The 19,575-nt window shown below is 38.3% G+C and carries 17 protein-coding genes and 4 tRNA genes; 1 reads left to right on the top strand and 20 read right to left on the bottom strand.

The window, feature by feature from the left end; genetic code table 11:
• Positions 1 to 50: 50 nt before the first annotated feature.
• The 20 genes from rpoB to tamL form a co-directional block, all read right to left on the bottom strand.
• Positions 51 to 3,863, bottom strand: coding sequence for a DNA-directed RNA polymerase subunit beta (rpoB, locus tag CYTFE_RS0112810; RefSeq protein ID WP_027472118.1), 3,813 nt, complete (start codon positions 3,861 to 3,863; stop codon positions 51 to 53).
• Positions 3,864 to 3,967: 104 nt separating this feature from the next.
• Complete coding sequence (gene rplL / locus CYTFE_RS0112815; protein ID WP_027472119.1) at positions 3,968 to 4,345, bottom strand: 50S ribosomal protein L7/L12; 378 nt, start codon at positions 4,343 to 4,345, stop codon at positions 3,968 to 3,970.
• A gap of 39 nt (positions 4,346 to 4,384) precedes the next feature.
• Positions 4,385 to 4,903, bottom strand: a complete 519-nt coding sequence (gene rplJ / locus CYTFE_RS0112820) for a 50S ribosomal protein L10 (protein ID WP_027472120.1) — start codon at positions 4,901 to 4,903, stop codon at positions 4,385 to 4,387.
• A gap of 29 nt (positions 4,904 to 4,932) precedes the next feature.
• The gene (gene rplA, locus CYTFE_RS0112825) at positions 4,933 to 5,628 is read right to left on the bottom strand and encodes a 50S ribosomal protein L1 (RefSeq protein ID WP_027472121.1); all 696 of its coding nucleotides are present in this window, start codon (positions 5,626 to 5,628) and stop codon (positions 4,933 to 4,935) included.
• Between the two features lie 20 nt (positions 5,629 to 5,648).
• Positions 5,649 to 6,092: a 50S ribosomal protein L11 gene (gene rplK / locus CYTFE_RS0112830; RefSeq protein ID WP_027472122.1), complete on the bottom strand. Its 444-nt coding sequence runs from the start codon at positions 6,090 to 6,092 to the stop codon at positions 5,649 to 5,651.
• Between the two features lie 111 nt (positions 6,093 to 6,203).
• Positions 6,204 to 6,755: a transcription termination/antitermination protein NusG gene (nusG, locus tag CYTFE_RS0112835; RefSeq protein ID WP_027472123.1), complete on the bottom strand. Its 552-nt coding sequence runs from the start codon at positions 6,753 to 6,755 to the stop codon at positions 6,204 to 6,206.
• Positions 6,756 to 6,767: 12 nt separating this feature from the next.
• The gene (gene secE, locus CYTFE_RS0112840) at positions 6,768 to 6,962 is read right to left on the bottom strand and encodes a preprotein translocase subunit SecE (protein WP_027472124.1); all 195 of its coding nucleotides are present in this window, start codon (positions 6,960 to 6,962) and stop codon (positions 6,768 to 6,770) included.
• A gap of 135 nt (positions 6,963 to 7,097) precedes the next feature.
• Positions 7,098 to 7,170: transfer RNA gene (locus CYTFE_RS0112845), tRNA-Trp, on the bottom strand.
• Positions 7,171 to 7,222: 52 nt separating this feature from the next.
• On the bottom strand, positions 7,223 to 8,410 hold the full coding sequence (gene tuf / locus CYTFE_RS0112850; protein WP_027472125.1) for an elongation factor Tu: 1,188 nt from the start codon (positions 8,408 to 8,410) through the stop codon (positions 7,223 to 7,225).
• 63 nt (positions 8,411 to 8,473) lie between these two features.
• Positions 8,474 to 8,545 (bottom strand) — tRNA-Thr (locus CYTFE_RS0112855).
• A gap of 5 nt (positions 8,546 to 8,550) precedes the next feature.
• A tRNA-Gly gene (locus CYTFE_RS0112860) sits at positions 8,551 to 8,623 on the bottom strand.
• A gap of 90 nt (positions 8,624 to 8,713) precedes the next feature.
• Positions 8,714 to 8,796 (bottom strand) — tRNA-Tyr (locus CYTFE_RS0112865).
• Positions 8,797 to 9,067: 271 nt separating this feature from the next.
• On the bottom strand, positions 9,068 to 9,361 hold the full coding sequence (hpf, locus tag CYTFE_RS0112870; protein WP_027472126.1) for a ribosome hibernation-promoting factor, HPF/YfiA family: 294 nt from the start codon (positions 9,359 to 9,361) through the stop codon (positions 9,068 to 9,070).
• A gap of 17 nt (positions 9,362 to 9,378) precedes the next feature.
• Positions 9,379 to 10,263: a tyrosine-type recombinase/integrase gene (locus tag CYTFE_RS0112875; RefSeq protein ID WP_027472127.1), complete on the bottom strand. Its 885-nt coding sequence runs from the start codon at positions 10,261 to 10,263 to the stop codon at positions 9,379 to 9,381.
• A 73-nt stretch (positions 10,264 to 10,336) separates the two neighbouring features.
• Entirely contained in the window at positions 10,337 to 10,528 is a 192-nt protein-coding gene (rpsU, locus tag CYTFE_RS0112880; protein ID WP_027472128.1) for a 30S ribosomal protein S21, read from the bottom strand.
• Between the two features lie 323 nt (positions 10,529 to 10,851).
• Complete coding sequence (locus CYTFE_RS28750) at positions 10,852 to 11,937, bottom strand: helix-hairpin-helix domain-containing protein (protein WP_052343183.1); 1,086 nt, start codon at positions 11,935 to 11,937, stop codon at positions 10,852 to 10,854.
• A gap of 182 nt (positions 11,938 to 12,119) precedes the next feature.
• The gene (locus CYTFE_RS0112900) at positions 12,120 to 13,433 is read right to left on the bottom strand and encodes a sodium-dependent transporter (protein WP_027472129.1); all 1,314 of its coding nucleotides are present in this window, start codon (positions 13,431 to 13,433) and stop codon (positions 12,120 to 12,122) included.
• Positions 13,434 to 13,462: 29 nt separating this feature from the next.
• On the bottom strand, positions 13,463 to 14,791 hold the full coding sequence (locus CYTFE_RS0112905) for a sodium-dependent transporter (RefSeq protein WP_152541735.1): 1,329 nt from the start codon (positions 14,789 to 14,791) through the stop codon (positions 13,463 to 13,465).
• Positions 14,792 to 14,894: 103 nt separating this feature from the next.
• Complete coding sequence (gene fbaA, locus CYTFE_RS0112910) at positions 14,895 to 15,974, bottom strand: class II fructose-bisphosphate aldolase (RefSeq protein WP_027472131.1); 1,080 nt, start codon at positions 15,972 to 15,974, stop codon at positions 14,895 to 14,897.
• 223 nt (positions 15,975 to 16,197) lie between these two features.
• Positions 16,198 to 18,516, bottom strand: coding sequence for a translocation and assembly module lipoprotein TamL (gene tamL / locus CYTFE_RS0112915; protein WP_044212726.1), 2,319 nt, complete (start codon positions 18,514 to 18,516; stop codon positions 16,198 to 16,200).
• Positions 18,517 to 18,656: 140 nt separating this feature from the next.
• On the opposite strand from tamL, the gene CYTFE_RS0112920 reads away from it, so the two are divergent.
• A complete protein-coding gene (locus CYTFE_RS0112920) occupies positions 18,657 to 19,412 on the top strand; it encodes a TrmH family RNA methyltransferase (protein ID WP_027472133.1) in 756 nt (251 codons plus the stop codon).
• Positions 19,413 to 19,575 lie beyond the last annotated feature (163 nt).

Below are 19,575 nucleotides of genomic sequence, written 5' to 3' on the forward strand. Positions count from 1 at the left end.
ATAAGGCAATCATTGAATAATGCGAGGCATTACCCAATGATAAAAAGGCTTTAATCAAGATTTACACTTAAACCAAGACCTCTAAGCTCGTGCAACAACACATTAAGTGATTCGGGGATTCCCGGTTTCGGCATTGGGTCTCCTTTTACGATGGCCTCGTAAGCTTTCGCACGACCCATTACATCATCAGACTTAACGGTTAATATTTCCTGTAAGATATTGGCAGCACCAAAGGCCTCCAATGCCCAAACTTCCATCTCTCCAAAACGCTGACCACCAAACTGAGCCTTACCACCTAATGGTTGCTGAGTAATCAGCGAGTAAGGTCCGATAGAACGGGCATGCATTTTATCCTCAACCATGTGTCCCAGTTTAAGCATATAAATCACACCTACCGTCGCTGGCTGGTGAAATCTATTTCCTGTTCCTCCATCATACAAATAACTTTTACCATAAGCAGGTACATTAGCCTTGGTAGTCCATTCATCCATATCAGAGAACTTGGCACCATCAAAAATAGGTGTAGCAAACTTAACACCTAATTCTTTACCGGCCCAACCAAGTACGGTTTCATAGATCTGACCTAAGTTCATCCTTGATGGCACACCCAATGGGTTAAGTACAATATCAACGGGTGTTCCGTCTTCCAAGAAAGGCATATCTTCTACACGAACGATCCTAGATACAATACCTTTGTTACCATGACGTCCCGCCATTTTATCACCAACGGTGATTTTACGTTTTTTGGCAATATAAACTTTAGCCAATTGAACGATACCAGCAGGAAGTTCATCTCCAATGGTCAGGTTATATTTTTGACGTTTCTCTTTCGCTTCATATTCTTGGAACTTCAACAGATAATTATGAATCAATTTCTGGATCAATTCATTTTTATCCTTATCGGTAGTCCATTTATTTGGATCGATATTATGGTAATCGATATCACTCAATATCTTTTGGGTAAACTTAGTACCTTTAGAAACGATATCTACACCAAAGTAATCCTGTACACCCTGTGAAGTCTTGCCATTAACAACGGTAAATAATTTATCCACCAAACGATTTCTTAAATCAGCTACCGAGCGATCAAATTCCTCGTCAATTTTCGCAATCAAAGGTTTATCAGAAGACCTAGCTTTTCTATCTTTAATGATACGAGAAAAAAGCTTTTTATTAATCACCACACCTTTCAATGATGGAGAAGCTTTCAATGATGCATCTTTCACATCACCTGCTTTTTCACCAAAGATAGCACGCAATAATTTTTCCTCAGGCGTAGGATCACTCTCTCCTTTTGGTGTAATCTTACCTATCAAGATGTCACCAGGTTCCACGTGGGCACCCACTCTAATCAATCCATTATCATCTAGATCTTTGGTAGCCTCTTCACTAACATTGGGAATATCAGAGGTCAATTCCTCCAGTCCACGTTTAGTATCACGAACCTCCAAAGAATATTCATCAATATGAACAGAGGTAAATACGTCTTCACGCACAACACGTTCCGAAATAACGATCGCATCCTCAAAGTTATAACCTTTCCAAGGCATAAATGCCACTTTCAGGTTACGTCCTAAGGCCAACTCTCCATTTTCTGTTGAATACCCCTGTGTCAGAATTTGGCCAGCCTTCACTCGTTGACCTGTAACCACCATTGGTTTTAAGTCAATACAAGTATTCTGGTTCGTTTTCTGGAATTTAGGTATTTTATATCGTTTTGTTTCAGAATCAAAACTTACGAATTTCTCATTTTCCGTCAGGTCATAACGAATAACGATTTCTTCGGCATCACAGAACTCAATAACTCCATCCTTCTCAGCGACGATATTGGTTCTTGAATCGCTAATCAATTTTCCTTCCAGACCGGTACCAACGATAGGTGCTTCAGGACGTAATAAAGGAACGGCCTGGCGCATCATGTTAGATCCCATCAATGCACGGTTGGCATCATCGTGTTCCAGGAATGGAATTAGTGATGCGGCCACAGAGGCAATCTGATTAGGAGCCACATCCATTAAGTGAACCTCCTCAGGAGTAGCCAAAGGATAATCCGCTTCTAAACGGGCTTTAATTTTATTATTTACAAAGTTTCCTTCTTCATCGAGCGGTGCATTAGCCTGCGCAATTGTCAGCTCTTCCTCCTCCTCTGCACTCAAATAAGTCACACCCTCTGGAGACAAATCAACTTTACCATTATTCACCTTACGATAAGGTGTTTCAATAAAACCAAGATCATTTATCTTAGCGAACACACACAATGAAGAAATCAGACCAATGTTAGGTCCTTCAGGTGTTTCAATCGGACATAAACGACCATAATGCGTATAGTGAACATCCCGAACCTCAAAACCGGCTCTTTCACGAGAAAGACCACCAGGTCCTAACGCTGACATCCTACGCTTATGTGTAATCTCAGCCAAAGGATTTGTTTGATCCATAAACTGAGACAAGGCATTCGTTCCGAAGAAACTATTTATAACAGAAGATAAAGTTTTACTATTGATCAATTCGATCGGTGTAAACACCTCATTATCTCTAACGTTCATTCTTTCACGTATGGTACGGGCCATACGAGCTAAACCAACGCCAAACTGATTTCCTAATTGTTCACCTACAGTACGTACACGACGGTTACTCAGGTGATCAATATCATCAACTTCTGTTTTTGAGTTAATCAGTTCAATTAAGTACTTGATAATTTGAATAATATCAGGTTTAGTCAGTACCTTGGTATCCATATCGGTATCCTGACCCAATTTTTTATTCAAACGATAACGTCCCACTTCTCCTAAATCATAACGTTTATCAGAGAAGAACAATTTATCGATGACATCACGTGCTGTAGACTCATCAGGTGGCTCAGCGTTACGTAATTGACGATAGATATGTAAGACAGCTTCTTTTTCGGAGTTACAAGGATCCTTTTGAAGCGTATTATATATAATAGCGAAATCAGAAAGGTTCTGATTTTCCTTATGCAGCAGAATAGTTTTGGCACCTGAATCAACAATCTCTTCAATGTGCTCTGTTTCGATGATAGTTTCACGGTCAATGATCACCTCATTACGCTCGATGGAAACAACTTCACCGGTATCCTCATCCACGAAATCTTCGATCCATGTTTTCAGGACACGAGCAGCAAGTTTACGACCTACTACTTTCTTTAATCCAGACTTGGAAACCTTCACTTCGTCGGCCAAGTCAAAGATCTCTAAAATTTCTTTATCGCTTTCATAACCAATTGCCCGGAGCAATGTAGTTACTGGCAGCTTTTTCTTCCTGTCGATGTAAGCATACATCACACTGTTGATATCAGTGGCAAATTCTATCCACGAACCTTTAAAAGGAATAATACGTGCAGAATATAATTTTGTACCATTAGCGTGGGTACTCTGACCGAAGAATACGCCGGGAGAACGGTGAAGCTGCGACACAACAACCCTTTCCGCACCATTGATAATAAAACTACCCTTATCTGTCATATATGGCACAGTACCCAGGTAAACATCTTGTACAACCGTATCAAAATCCTCATGTTCCGGATCGGTACAATACAATTTAAGTTTAGCCTTTAAAGGTACACTATAGGTAAGTCCACGCTCAGTACACTCTTGGATTGAGTATCTAGCCGGATCTATACCGAAATCAAGAAACTCGAGTACAAAATTGTTTCTTGTGTCCGTGATGGGAAAGTTCTCTTCAAAAACTTGAAACAAACCTTCTGTTTTTCTTTCTTCAGGAGTAGCTCCCTGTTGAAAGAACTCACGGAACGATTTTAATTGCACTTCTAAAAAATCGGGATACTCTAGTTGATTTTTAATAGAAGCAAAGCTAATCCTTTCGCTTGTGGTATTTGGAGTCATCTATCAACAAAAATTAATTGAACTTATAACATAAATGCATAAAAAGGTCTAGGAACTTATCTCCGATAAGTCCCTAAACCGTCCCCTATAAAAGGTAGTAATAATTACTTAAGTTCAACTTCTGCTCCAGCCTCTGTTAACTGAGTTTTAAGTGCTTCAGCCTCTTCTTTAGTTACTTTTTCTTTCAATGGTGCAGGAGCTTTGTCAACTAATTCTTTAGCCTCTTTAAGACCAACGCCAGTCATCTCTTTCACTAACTTAACGATAGCTAATTTAGATCCACCAGCTGATTTAAGAATCACGTCAAATTCTGTTTGCTCTTCAGCAGCAGCGGCTTCGCCACCAGCTGCAGGTCCAGCAACAGCAACAGCTGCAGCAGCAGGTTCAATACCATATTCTTCTTTAAGGATCTCTGCAAGTTCGTTAACGTCTTTTACTGTTAGGTTAACTAATTCCTCTGCAAGCTTCTTTAAATCTGCCATTTTTTCTATTATTAAAATATTGTTTTTTTACTATTTTATTTACTCTCTTTCTGCTAGTGTTTGTAGCACACCGTGTATTGTAGAACCACCCGACTGAAGCGCAGAAATAACATTTTTTGCAGGTGATTGTAATAATGCAATAATATCGCCGATAAGTTCGTCTTTAGATTTAATGCTAACAAGGGCATCTAATTGATTCTCGCCAACATAAATAGACTCCTCTACATACGCACTTTTTAACACAGGTTTTTTGTTTACTTTGCTAAACTCTTTGATTAATTTAGCAGGCACATTACCAGTATTTGAAAAGAAAACTGCAGTAGAACCTTTCAACGTTTCATACAATTCTTCATATTCTCCTTCAGACTCCTGAAGTGCTTTAACGAGTAAGGTATTTTTCACCATCATCATTTTCACTTCTTTGTTGAAACAAAGTCTACGAAGGTCGCTTGTTTTACTCGAATCCAATTCACCGGCATCCACCACATAAAAGTGATTATAAGCGGCTATATTTTTAGCGAGTTCTTTAACAAGTAAGCTTTTATCTTCCTTTTTCATGATTCCTTTCTTTTCTGTTAATTAAACATTTAGGCTTCAACCGATTTGGCCTCAATCCTAATACCCGGACTCATGGTACTTGAAAGACTAATGCTTTTAATATAAGTACCTTTTGCTGAAGAAGGTTTAAGTTTATTAATCACATTAATAAATTCTTTTGCATTCTCAACAATTTTGTTCTCATCAAAGGATACTTTACCGATTGAAGCGTGAATAATACCATACTTATCAACTTTAAAGTCGATTTTACCGGCTTTCACTTCATTCACGGCTTTTCCGATCTCCATTGTAACGGTACCACTCTTAGGGTTTGGCATCAGACCACGAGGACCCAAAACGCGTCCTAATTGTCCTACTTTAGCCATTACACTAGGCATGGTAATAATTACATCAATATCGGTCCATCCGCCTTTGATTTTTTCCACGTATTCATCCAATCCGGCGTAATCAGCACCTGCACTTTTTGCTTCTTCCTCTTTATCGGGGGTACACAAAACAAGCACACGAACATCTTTACCTGTACCATGAGGCAGAGTACAAATACCCCTTACCATCTGGTTTGCCTTTCTTGGATCAACACCTAACCGTACGTCAACATCTACCGAAGCATCAAATTTTGTGTTTGTGACTTCTTTCACCAATTTGGCTGCATCCTCAAGCGTATATTGCTTTCCGGCTTCGATTTTATCTAACGCTAACTTTTTATTTTTTGTTAGTTTTGTCATATCTCCAAAATGGTATTTAATTAATTATCACCAGGGAATTCACCATCAACGGTGATACCCATACTTCTGGCAGTTCCGGCCACCATCTTCATACCGGAGCTAACTGTAAAACAATTCAAATCAGCCATTTTATCCTCAGCTATTGCTTTCACTTGATCCCATGATACTGAACCTACCTTTTTACGGTTAGGTTCTGCTGAACCACTTTTAAGCTTAGCAGCATCCAAAAGTTGAACAGCTGCTGGTGGTGTTTTAATAACAAAGTCGAAAGACTTATCTGTATACACCGATATAACAACTGGTAAAACCTTACCTGCTTTTTCCTGAGTTCTGCCGTTGAATTGCTTACAAAACTCCATAATATTCACACCTTTAGCACCTAATGCAGGCCCTACTGGTGGCGAAGGGTTTGCCGCTCCACCTTTTATCTGTAACTTGATAAAAGTTTCTACTTCTTTAGCCATGTAGCAATTCGTATTAAAATTAATATATATATAAGAATTCAGTCTCTTTTGTTCCTGCAGTGATAAAAGACAAGTCTTTTATGGAAGCTTAAACATACAAGATAAAGCGACTTATTGTTCTTTTTCTACTTGAAGAAAACTTAGTTCTAATGGTGTTTTTCTTCCGAAAATCTTAACCATAACCTGTAGTTTTCTTTTCTCTTCATTTACTTCTTCGATAATGCCATTAAAACCGTTAAATGGACCATCAATTACTTTCACGGTTTCACCTACAAAATACGGTACGTTCAGTTCCTCATTTTCGCTATCGGAAAGCTCATCTACTTTACCCAAAATACGATTTACTTCCGACACGCGTAAAGGCACCGCACTATTATCACGATCTCCCAAAAAGCCAATAACATTAGGGATACCTTTTAAGATATGTGGTACTTCACCCACGAGAGCAGCTTCAATCATTACGTATCCAGGAAAATAATTACGCTCTTTGCTAATTTTTTTTCCATTACGTATTTGATAAACCTTCTCCTGCGGTATCAGAACCTGAGCGATATAGTCATGTAAATTCAGACGTTCAACTTCATTTTCAACGTATTCCTTTACTTTTTTTTCCTTACCCCCAATGGCTCTAAGCACATACCATTTTTTTTCTAGGTTACTCATTTGCTCCAAATCTTAGTAAAGTTTCTTATAAATCCAATCTAGTACTTTCTCAAATGAAAAATCCATTCCATAAACAATTGTGGCAATAATTGCAGTTGCAACCATTACTACTAAAGCACTATTTTGTAATTCGGACCAAGTTGGCCATGACGTTTTATTTACTAATTCGTTTTGAACGTCTTTAAAGTAATTAACAATCTTGCTCACTAGTTTATTCTTTAATTTCTATCAAAGGTACAAAATCTCCGACAGGTTCCTGTGTAAACTGATGTTTTTAACACCTTGATTCCTTTCACTAACTTGCCGGATAACCATCGATTGAACGATTTTCATCCGGCTTAGCACGGGATAAGAGACTCGAACTCCTGACACCTGGTTTTGGAGACCAGTGCTCTACCAACTGAGCTAATCCCGTGTAATAATGGAAGGAATAAATCCTTCCATTAAGACTTTATACTATTTATTGATTACTCAATAATTTCAGTTACCTGACCAGCACCTACTGTTCTACCACCCTCACGGATAGCGAAACGAAGACCTTGATCGATAGCTACTGGGTAAATAAGCTCAACGTTAATAGTAACGTTATCACCAGGCATTACCATTTCAGTACCTTCTGGAAGAGTGATCTCACCAGTTACATCAAGCGTACGTAGGTAGAATTGAGGACGGTATTTGTTGTGGAAAGGAGTGTGACGACCACCTTCTTCTTTCTTCAATACATATACCTCAGCTTTAAACTTAGTATGTGGAGTGATTAGTCCTGGCGCACCAAGAACCATACCTCTTTTTACTTCATCTTTATCGATACCACGTAATAATAAACCTACGTTATCACCAGCTTGTCCGTCATCAAGAATCTTACGGAACATTTCAACACCAGTACATACAGTTTTTTTACCTTCGGCACCAAGACCAATAATTTGCATTTCGTCACCAGTGTGGATAGTACCTGTTTCGATACGACCTGTAGCTACAGTACCACGACCAGTAATAGAGAATACGTCTTCGATAGGCATCAAGAAAGGCTTATCAACATCACGTGGAGGAATTGGAATCCAAGTATCAACGGCATCCATTAACTCCATAATTTTCTCAACCCACTTTTCTTCACCATTTAATGCTCCAAGAGCAGATCCCTGGATAACTGGAGTGTTGTCACCATCAAACTCATAGAAGTCTAATAGCTCACGAATTTCCATCTCAACAAGCTCTAAAAGCTCCTCGTCGTCAACCATATCAACTTTGTTCATGAAAACGACCAATTTAGGTACGTTTACCTGACGTGCTAATAGGATGTGCTCGCGAGTTTGAGGCATAGGTCCATCTGTAGAAGCTACTACGATGATTGCACCATCCATTTGCGCAGCACCAGTTACCATGTTCTTCACGTAATCGGCGTGACCTGGACAGTCAACGTGTGCATAGTGACGATTTGCCGTTGCATACTCAACGTGCGCACTGTTAATTGTAATACCCCTTTCTTTCTCTTCAGGAGCATTGTCAATTTGATCAAAATCCTTTGCTTCAGAAAAACCTTTATCTGCCAACACTTTAGTAATTGCAGCAGTTAAAGTAGTTTTACCGTGGTCAACGTGACCAATTGTACCGATGTTCACGTGAGGCTTTGACCTGTCATAATGTTCTTTAGCCATAACTCGAATAATTAGACAATTAGATATTAACTTATAATTTTTTAAAATTCCGAACCAGAATAGAGCCAATGATGGGATTTGAACCCATGACCTCTTCCTTACCAAGGAAACGCTCTACCCCTGAGCTACATCGGCGAATGAGCGGGAGACGGGATTCAAACCCGCGACCCTTAGCTTGGAAGGCTAATGCTCTATCAGCTGAGCTACTCCCGCTTTTTTTTGATTCGGGGCTACAAAGGTAATGATTTATTAATCAAAAACTTCGCAAAACCCCGGATAATTTTCAATATTTTCCGGTTCTTGTGGGGAGAGCAGGATTCGAACCTACGAAGACGAAAGTCAGCGGAGTTACAGTCCGCCCCAGTTGGCCACTTTGGTATCTCCCCCTAAACATCCTTTTCTTTAAAAGGTTGCATATTTAACATTCAATAGGCTGATCACTTTTCAACAACCAGCCTATCTTTAGCTTATTTTAGGTATTTTATTTTACGTTCTTAAAACGGTGTGCAAATGTATAATATATTTTTAAAAGACCACAAAAAAATATGTTTTTTTTTAAACTTACATTTACAAACACTTGCCCGTTTTCAATAAAACACTATCTAACAATACATTGAACCAATACAAAATGAACTACAATGATTGACAGATCTACCTTTACTTCACTTTTTCTTTTTTCTTGATCAGCTGTTTCCGAAGCGCCTCGCAACAAAGGTCTACTGCTTCTTCAAATGTTTTGGTTTGTTTTTTGGCAAACAACTCCGAGCCAGGTACCTTCAAAGCGATTTCCGCCACCTTGTTTTCAGCAGTTTCTGATTTGTCAAGCTTCAGAATTACCTCTGCATCGATAATCCTATCAAAAAAAACATCCAGCTTGTTTACCTTTTGCTCGATAAATCCCTTCAACTTATCAGCAGCATCAAATTTTACTGATTGAATTGTTACGTTCATATGAAATCCTCCTTTTATTAAGACCGCGGATGGGCCTGATTATATATATCGGTAATTTTTTCGAAACTATTATGCGTATAAACTTCTGTAGCATTTAAATTTGAATGCCCTAAAAGCTCCTTAATAGCATTTAAGTCGGCGCCAGCATTGAGCAATGATGTTGCAAAAGAATGCCTTAAAACATGGGGGCTTTTTTTATGCAATGTAGTCACTAGACCCAAATATTTATTCACAACCCGATAAACAAGCTTATGGTAAACTTTGGCACCTTTTACTGTCAGAAAAAAAGCATCCACCTTGTTCATACCAAACTCACGATTTCTCACTTTTTGGTATTCCCGCACCATACTTACCAACTCATTATACATGGGAATAATACGATCCTTATTAAACTTACCTGTCACCCGAACAACACCTTCCCTTAAATCAAAATTGCGATCCGTTAAATGAACCAATTCCGACAAACGCATACCAGAGCCATAAAACAATTCTAAAATCATTTTATCACGTACTCCTTCATAGTCATCACGAAAGGGAACATCATCCAACAGATGATTCATTTCTGAATCACGAACAAAAACCGGTAATCTCTTGGGAATTTTTGGAGTGACAACTCCATCAACAGGACTGACCTCCACAACCCCTTCTCTCATTTGAAATTTGAAAAAGGATTTTAAGGCCGTTACTTTTCTACTTACACTTTTGGGAGCCATTCCGTCATTAACTAACTTAACCACCCAACTACGCACAACCTTAGTCGTTATTGCGCCTAACTCATGTATATTTTTATCTTCGCAAAAAGATAAAAATTGTTCGAGATCGCAGCGATATGCGCTCAGTGTATACTGTGAACTGCGCTTCTCGAACTCTAAATATTTAAAAAACGATTGAATTGTAATCATCCAGGGTCACATCTAACTTTATCGTAAAAACGAATATACAAAATTTACCGTAACATGACCCGATTATTTTTTACTATTCCTCGTTTTGTTGCAATTGCTGAACGTAAATCGCTTTTTTTACTTCTTCTCTTCTCTCAACAGAAGGTTTTGTATAAGCCTGACGAGAACGTAACTCACGCATAGCACCTGTCTTTTCAAATTTTCTTTTGAATTTTTTCAATGCTCTCTCGATGTTTTCACCCTCTTTAATTGGAATAACAATCATAATTTTTTCCTTTTTATTTTATTATTTGCGTACAAATTTATTTACTAACATCCAAACAATCAACTTATTCCAAAGAACTTTTGGCAACACCTCAATTATTTGCGGGTACAAAGAAACTAAAGTTTATTCATTGCAGCAAATAATTGGATAATATTTTTTTGTAAGTTACTCAAAATAAGTTGGCAGTCGGCATTAACCAGCAATAGGTTCTCCACTGCATTTTTCGGGTCTAATACAAACATAGTTCTTTCGTCGCCAGCACTGCGACATCACAATCCGCTCCATCTATTCAATACACATATCGTATAGCACCAATATATGTATCATGAGCCATCCAGATAGAATTTAATCTTTTCCCAATCCCTTTCTTCTATGGATTCCAGCTTCAAAACGTCTTCTTTATGGGGCTGACTTATTTTCCGATATAGATTTTTCAGTTCTTTGGCTTGCTCATAGTTAATATAAGCATGCTTACTTATTTCCTCTATCTTCAGCTGTCCAGGTTTTATTTTCTTAACCAAGGTGGTGTCAACTGAAATATGCTTTACCAAACTCTTATATAGGTCTTCCGAAATACCATACACTTCTCCCAATTGTGACTTACAATAGAAGCCTCCCAAAGAATTACGAAATTTGACGATTCTAACTGACAGTTTACTTCCAATACCGCGCAGTTGTTTCAGCTGTGATGTATCGGCTGAATTTAGCTCTACCACGGGCAGTGCTGCAGCCTCTTTTTTGAAATGGAACTTAGTTTTAGGACTACTATTGTTCCTAAGCCAACGAAGCAGATATTCGTCGTTATAGTTTTTAACTTTAGTATAAGGGAGTGATTTGGATATATAGTGGGTTTGAAGAAGCCTTTGTATCTCTTGCCGGATTGGCCCTGAGTGTACATTTTTCTGCCAAAAATCATCATCTTGCCTATTAAAATTGACCCACTCCATCTTTTGGGACGGCTTCATATTCCCGGGCATCTCAGAATCATTGCGAACAAGATTATCCGGCCAGATGATAAAATCCTCAATACTAAAATAAGTGGATGAATCCATTCCGTACACCTGTAACATATCCTCTTTATCGCGGATAGGTCCTATCTTATTCCTATATCTAATCAACGATTTTGCCTGATAAGTATTAAATCCTAAGGCCAACAACCCTTCTGAAGATATGGTATTCGGATTAAAGAAAAAAAGCGAATCATCCTTTTCCTGATACCCTTCGTTATTCACCTGTTCATTTACGGCCTGCACTTTTTGCAAAAACGCCTCATCAAACTCCTCAGAAACAAGGTACCTCATCCAATATGGCATAGAAAAACGTACGCCTAATACAATCAGTATCAACGAAAGAAGAACTACAATCCCTTTTTGCTCGCTACGCGTGTATAAAAAGAAGCCGTTCCACATGAAATATAAATACTTAAGTTTGCTCCATCAATTTAATAATTTCTTATTAAATCCTAAAAATACTTTAGAAAATCTATTACGAAGTTCTAAAACATCATTTGGATTAAAGGAAAAAACAGTTATTAATTTCATCACTTCACACATAAAACAATAGAAAAGAAAGCACAGCACACGTATGAACACTAGCCCAATAAACCTATATTTTTCATAAATACCAAAGCTACGGCAATGGGGGCAAATATCTTAACGATAACCATAAAGACATTAAGTATTACAACTTTCCCACCGTGTGCCTCTATTTCTTCTTTCACCTTATCCTTGCCTAAAAACCACCCTATAAATACAGATATGAGTATACCACCCAGGGGCAGCAACAAATTAGAAGAAGTCCATTCAAAAGCATCGAACAATTTTGGATAAATCACACAAAACACTCCCAAAACAATCATCAATATAGTTCCCAGAAGTGTGGCATATTTACGAGACATTTTTAACTCATCAGTAAAATAGGCCACCACCACCTCTAGTAAGGAAACTGAAGAGGTTAACGCAGCAATTAATAGGAGCACAAAAAAAGCCACCGAGAAAAAATAGCCTCCCCCCATTTGGTTGAAGATATTAGGCAGTGTAACAAAAACCAATCCTGGACCCGCATCTGGTTGAATATTAAAAGCAAAGACAGCTGGAAAAATAGCCACTCCCGCCAAAACGGCTATCAGTGTATCTACCATTGAAACCGACACAGCTGCATGCACCAAATTTTCCTTTTTCTGCACATAGCTCCCATAAGTTGCGATGGCCCCCATTCCAATACTCAAAGAAAAAAAGGCCTGTCCCAACGCCTCGAGCACCACATTACCGGTTATCTTAGAAAAATCTGGTTGAAACAGAAACTTAAAGCCCTCCACGGCTCCAGATAAAGAAGCCGATTTCACACAAAGGATAATGATAATCAAAAACAAAACAGGCATTAGTATTTTTGCATATCTCTCAATCCCATTCTTCACACCACCGATGACTATTCCAGCAGTAAGAAACATAAAGACCACCAGGTAAAATATGGGGCGCCAAAGCGAGGTGGAGAAATCCTGAAATAAAACAGAAAGCTGCTCGGGCGTTTTATCTGAAAGTTGATTTCCAATTGCCAGAACAGTATACTCAACAGTCCACCCTGCCACAACAGAATAAAAAGACAAAATAAGAAAGGCGGCTGCCACGCCCATCACCCCCACCACTTGAAAGAAACTCACCCCAGGACACAACACTTTAAATGCACCAAAAATACTACTCTGCGACCTCCTCCCAATCACCAACTCTGACAACATAACAGGTATACCGATAGATACAATAAAAAAAAGATAAATCAGAAAGAATGCACCTCCTCCGTTTTCACCCAACACATACGGGAAACGCCAGATGTTTCCCAAACCAATAGCCGACCCGGCAGCAGCTGCTATTACGCCGAACTTACTACTAAAGCTGTCACGCTTGCTCATATACTACACTATACAGATTAACAATAAGATCAACGAATAAACAAATCCAATAATCCAAGATTTTTCATAAAAACGAGGGCAATAGCAAAAGGAGCAACAATTTTTAATATTACAATCAATACACCTACAATTTTCACCGAACCGCCATGCGCTTCCAATTCTTCCTTTGTATGCTGTTTACCAATAATCCACCCCACAAAAACAGATATAAGTATTCCACTAATGGGTAACATGAAATTAGAAGTCACATAATCGAAGGAATCGAACAAAAAAGGATATATCACACAAAACACTCCCAGAAAAGTCACCATAACAGTAGCTAATAAGGTAGCCTTTTGTCTACTCAGATGAATTTCCTCAGTAATATAAGCTACAACAACTTCCAACAACGAAACAGACGAAGTTAATGCAGCGATCAGCAGCAACACAAAAAAAGCAATTGCAAAGAAATAGCCACCAAACATCTGGTTAAAAATATTAGGCAAGGTAACAAATACGAGACCTGGTCCTGCATCGGGTTGTATCCCAAACGCAAAAACTGCTGGAAAAATAGCTACACCAGCCAGGACAGCAATCAATGTATCAGCCACAGAAACAGAGATGGCCGTATTTAATAGATTCTCTTTCTTCTGAATATATGAGCCATAGGTAGCAATGATTCCCATCCCAATACTTAAAGAAAAGAATGCTTGCCCCAAGGCCTCCAGAACCACAATTCCATTTATTTTTGAAAAGTCAGGTTGAAAAAGGAATGACAAACCTTCAACAGCTCCATCCAACAATAGGGCATTCACACACAGCACAAGAATAATCACAAACAAAATTGGCATCAATACTTTTGTATACTTTTCGATACCATTTTTCACTCCACCAATCACAATACCTGCTGTCATAGCCATAAAAACCAAGAGGTACAAAATAGGCCGCCAGACAGAGCTAGAGAAATCAGCAAACATATCCGATAACTCCACAGGGGTTTTATCCACCAGCTGATTCCCAACAGCCAACATGGTATATTCAACAGTCCACCCAGCTACCACGGCATAAAATGAAAGTATCAAAAAAGCTGCCGAAACCCCCATTACCCCCACCACTTTAAAGAACTTAAGTCCGGGAGCCAAGATTTTAAAAGCGCCAAACACACTTCGTTGGGCTCTACGTCCAATCAAAAGTTCAGACAGCATCACCGGAACCCCAATGGCAACAATAAAAAACAAATAAATCAAAAGAAATGCCCCTCCTCCATTTTCTCCTAGCACATAAGGGAATCGCCAAATATTACCTAAGCCTATTGCCGATCCTGCAGCAGCGGCTATCACTCCGAACTTATCACTAAAGCTATCTCTTTTTTGATTCATAGTATATTTTATCATTAAGCCTGTAAAAAAACTAAAAATGCACATAAAAACAAAGCCCCCACCAAAAACGATGAGGGCCATAAGCTATAAAAGGCTTGTATTTTTAAAGTACATCAACGCAATTAAGGTCGTTAAATGCCACTTTTAATCTTTCCACTAAAGAAGCTTGTCCTTCACGCAACCACTTACGAGGATCATAGAATTTCTTATTAGGTTTATCGTCACCTTCTGGGTTACCGATTTGTCCTTGAAGATAGTCATGATTTTTAGCTTCGAATTTACGAATACCATCCCAGGTAGCCCACTGAGTATCTGTATCGATATTCATTTTAATCACACCGTAACCGATAGCTTCACGAATTTCTTCTAAAGAAGAACCTGATCCACCATGGAATACAAAGTTCACAGGGTTATTTGTCAAACCATGTTTCTTTTCAATAAATTTTTGAGAGTTATCAAGAATTTTTGGAGTCAACACAACGTTACCTGGCTTATAAACACCATGCACATTACCAAATGAAGCAGCAATAGTAAAGTTATTTCCTACTTCTTTCAATGTTTCATATGCTTTGTTTACTTCTTCTGGTTGTGTATAAAGCAATGCATTATCCACATCAGAGTTGTCAACGCCATCTTCTTCTCCACCAGTAATACCAAGTTCTATTTCAATGGTCATACCGATTTTGTTCATACGCTCAAAATATTTCTTACAAAGCGCCAAGTTTTCTTCAAGAGGCTCTTCAGAAAGATCTAGCATATGAGAGCTAAAAAGAGGTTTTCCTGTTTCTTCAAAATATTTCTCACCAGCATCCAAAAGACCGTCGATCCATGGAAGTAATTTTTTAGCAGCATGGTCAGTATGTAAAACCACAGGTACACCATAAGCTTCGGCTACCATATGTACATGTTTAGCAGCTGAAACAGCTCCTAAAATTGCACCTTCTTGTCCTTCAAGACCAATACCTTTACCTGCATAAAATGCAGCACCACCATTTGACAACTGGATGATTACAGGAGAATTAACCACTTTCGCAGCTTCTAAAACCCCGTTTATAGAATCAGTACCTACTACGTTTACCGCTGGTAACGCAAAACCGTTCTCTTTTGCAACTTTAAATAATTTGCTTACGTCGTCACCAGTTACAACGCCTGGCTTTACTACATCCAAAACTCTTTGTTTCATTGTGTCTATTTTTAAAATTTTAGAGACCTTTCCTGCAATAGTTAACAGGCAATCTTTTATATAAAATATACTAATTCAGAATTATTCCGCAAAAGTACAAAATAAAACTCATTTACGTGCGTAAACCAGACTGGTTTAACAACAAAAATGATAAACGTTAGGTTTTTTAACAAAAAAAGCACCCGTGTTACCCAAACACACCTTCACGACGCCTGTACTCATATCAAAATGGATATCCAATGGCAAAGTTAAAAGCCACATCACCCCACGTATAAGGTCTGGTTCCCACAAGCCACCGTTTACCAGCGGACTCCACAGGATCGCGTAACTTAATACCAGTATCCATTCTAAAGATAAAATACTTTAAGTCGAAGCGCATTCCTAATCCGGTTCCTACAGCCAGCTTATCACTAAAATTTTTCAGCTTAAACAATCCACCTTCCGGACTAATATCTTTTCGAATGGTATAGATATTACCTGCATCCAAAAAGAAAGCACCTTCCAGCATCCAAAATAATTTAAAGCGATATTCGGCATTCATTTCAAGCTTTATATCACCCGTTTGGTTGTAATAGTTGGCATCATCAGAATCATACGAACCAGGCCCCACACCACGTACAGGCCAGGCTCGAATACTATTAGCTCCACCAGAGAAATATCTTTTTTCAAAGGGCAACACATTCAAATTTCCGTAGGGATACCCCACACCCAGATAAAAACGATATGCCATACTATTAATCCGGTTCATGTAATGGTGATACCGAATATCGATATCACTCTGAACATACTGCGCATACCTTACTCCCAGCACTTCATAATAATCGCCATCCTCCGCATCCTGCACCTTCTCGCCTAAGGTATTTGAAAAAACGTTCAACACATTTCCCGCTTCTTCAACATTCCAATTGACATACCAAAAATCCTTACGTTTATTGACCTCTTGTTGATTATATACAATTGAATAGGAGGTACTGGAGATCAAGTGATCCTCATAAGAATACTTTAAATAGGTATCGCTAATAATAGAATCAAAGGCTGCATCAACCGTTGGTATACCCACATAATTCATACTCAATGGAGTTAATATATGAGAAGTATTTCTATTGGATTTCCACAGATAACTTATTTTTCCGGTGGCAATCGTTCTGGTGTAATCAGGTCGACGCTGATGATTATAAGCAAGCGACAAGGATGTTTTAGGATTATACCTTTGGCGAAATCGTTCAATTTTAAAAGGCATCCAAAATTTTGGAAATATAATTTCAGACTCTCCACCTATCTCTAAGGTACTAAATGGATCTTCCTGTCTGTCGAATTGATTTTGCATAGAAGCTCCAAAGTTAAAGCTAAATTCTTCTGCTCCCTTCAGTAAATTTTTATGTTGATACTTAAAATTACCTCCTGCACCCAGGTTTCCAGAAGAATTAATACCCTCTATATCTATGGAATACGACTGATATTTAGCAGGCACCAACTGAATATGGCAGTCAAGCCATTTATCATCAGTACTTGCGGTATCCGGAGCACTTACTTCATCAAAACGAATATTGACGAAGCGATATATTTTTAAGTTGGATAACAAAGTCTGTGTACGATCCACCAGGTCGACTCTGTATAACTGCCCCGGCTGTATATAACTAGAATTATACAGTACATCTGGGTCAACCCGCACCTTATCAATGTACAGAAAATAACAATCATGAATCATGAGAGTATCGAACTCCGAGAAATAAGTTTCTTTCTCAGCCAATGCCTTATGCGTATTATAGCCCATTCTATAATACACATTTTTGATACGAAAGGTAGGATGTACAAAAGTGGTATCTTTATCTCTCCCCAACTCCTTACGGGCATTTTTTACAATTACAGAATCATTGACCATAAATCCGCCCACAGAACTATCAGCCTTAAAATAGATAAACTCTTTAGAAAAATTGTAATAACCTTTATTTCTCAGACTACGCGTGATCCGTTCTCTTTCAGCATCATGCAATGACACATCAAAGGCTTTGCCTTTTTTGAGCAAGCTACGATGACTATCTTCCAGAACCAATTTACCAATGGTTGAATCTACGGCACCATAGGTAATGTCTCCTAACTTAAATTGCCTGCCTTGGTCAATGACATATCTAACCTTTACTTTTTTTTTAGAGACCACCACCAAACTGTCATGAACACTGGCATGAAAATAGCCCTTATTTTTCAAGAACACTTCCAGCTGATCAGCTGATTGGTGAGCCAATAACTCATCATACAAAACAGGAGCCTCCCCCACCCGACGCAACCATTTATTGATCTTTTTAGTCGTATCTTTTCCCGCAAAATTGTATAAGCCCAAATGAAATTTTAGAACTCCAAAAATCCTTAAGTTTTCACGCTGTTTCACATAAGGCATGAACCTTTCCTTGGAAATATCCCGTGGATTATTTTTGATAAGTACTTTTTGGAGAAGATACTCATTTTCAGGCACGTTTTTAACCGAACTACATGAACTTACCAGCAGAGCCAAAGAGAGTGCTATATAATATAAAATATATTTCAATGTTATCTAAACTTTATCGTACAAAAGTATTTTAACTTAAAACTTTACCCAGCAATTTTTGATCCGATTAGGTAAATTTTACGCAAAAGTATCTAATTACATTGTAATAAAGTAAATTTGTGACGAACTATATTATAAAAATGATCAGTCAAAGCAAAATTAAACTCATTAACTCCCTAACTAAAAAGAAATTTAGGGAGCAACATCAACTTTTTTTAGCCGAAGGTGAAAAACTAGTTCTTGATCTCATACAAGGAAACACAGGTATCTCCGAATTATTTATAAGGGAAGGATGGTCGGAAATTCATCATTTGCCGGCTTCTATTCCTTATACGGTGACAACTGAGCAATATTTAAAAAAAATCACACAACTAAAAACCCCTCCACCGGTAATAGCGATATGCAAGATACCCGAGAATGAAATAGCGCAATATTCGTGGCATGACAAACTAATCCTAGCTCTTGATGACATTCAGGACCCCGGAAATCTGGGAACCATCATACGCTTAGCTGATTGGTTCGGGATAGAACATATTGTTTGTTCTCAAAACACAGTAGACACATACAACCCCAAAGTTATACAAGCCACAATGGGAGCTATTGCACGTGTAACTATTCACAGTACAGATTTGCATGCGTTTTTATCACAGCAAAAAAAGAACAAGACACCTATTTACGGAACCTTCTTAGATGGGGAGAACATTTACCGACAAGAATTATCAAAAGCCGGAATAATTGTAATGGGGAACGAAGGCAAAGGAATTTCGAGCCATATAGAGACTTGTGTGGATAAAAAACTATTAATTCCCTCTTTTTCTTCACATGAAGACAAGTCAGAGTCGCTCAATGTATCAACAGCCACAGCCATCATCATGTCTGAATTTAAGAGAAGATAAAAAAGGTATTACAAAAGGAGGCATCGCATCGACAAGTTGCTTCCAAAATATTAAACATCGTAAATTATCATTTTCGATGTTTAATTTACACAAGTCATTAAGATTGAGCCTTACTGAAATATTACTTTTCATTCGGACAAGTATACTTTCATCCCTCCATTTG

Origin of the sequence: Saccharicrinis fermentans DSM 9555 = JCM 21142 (assembly GCF_000517085.1) — a bacterium.
GTDB classification, from domain to species: domain Bacteria; phylum Bacteroidota; class Bacteroidia; order Bacteroidales; family Marinilabiliaceae; genus Saccharicrinis; species Saccharicrinis fermentans.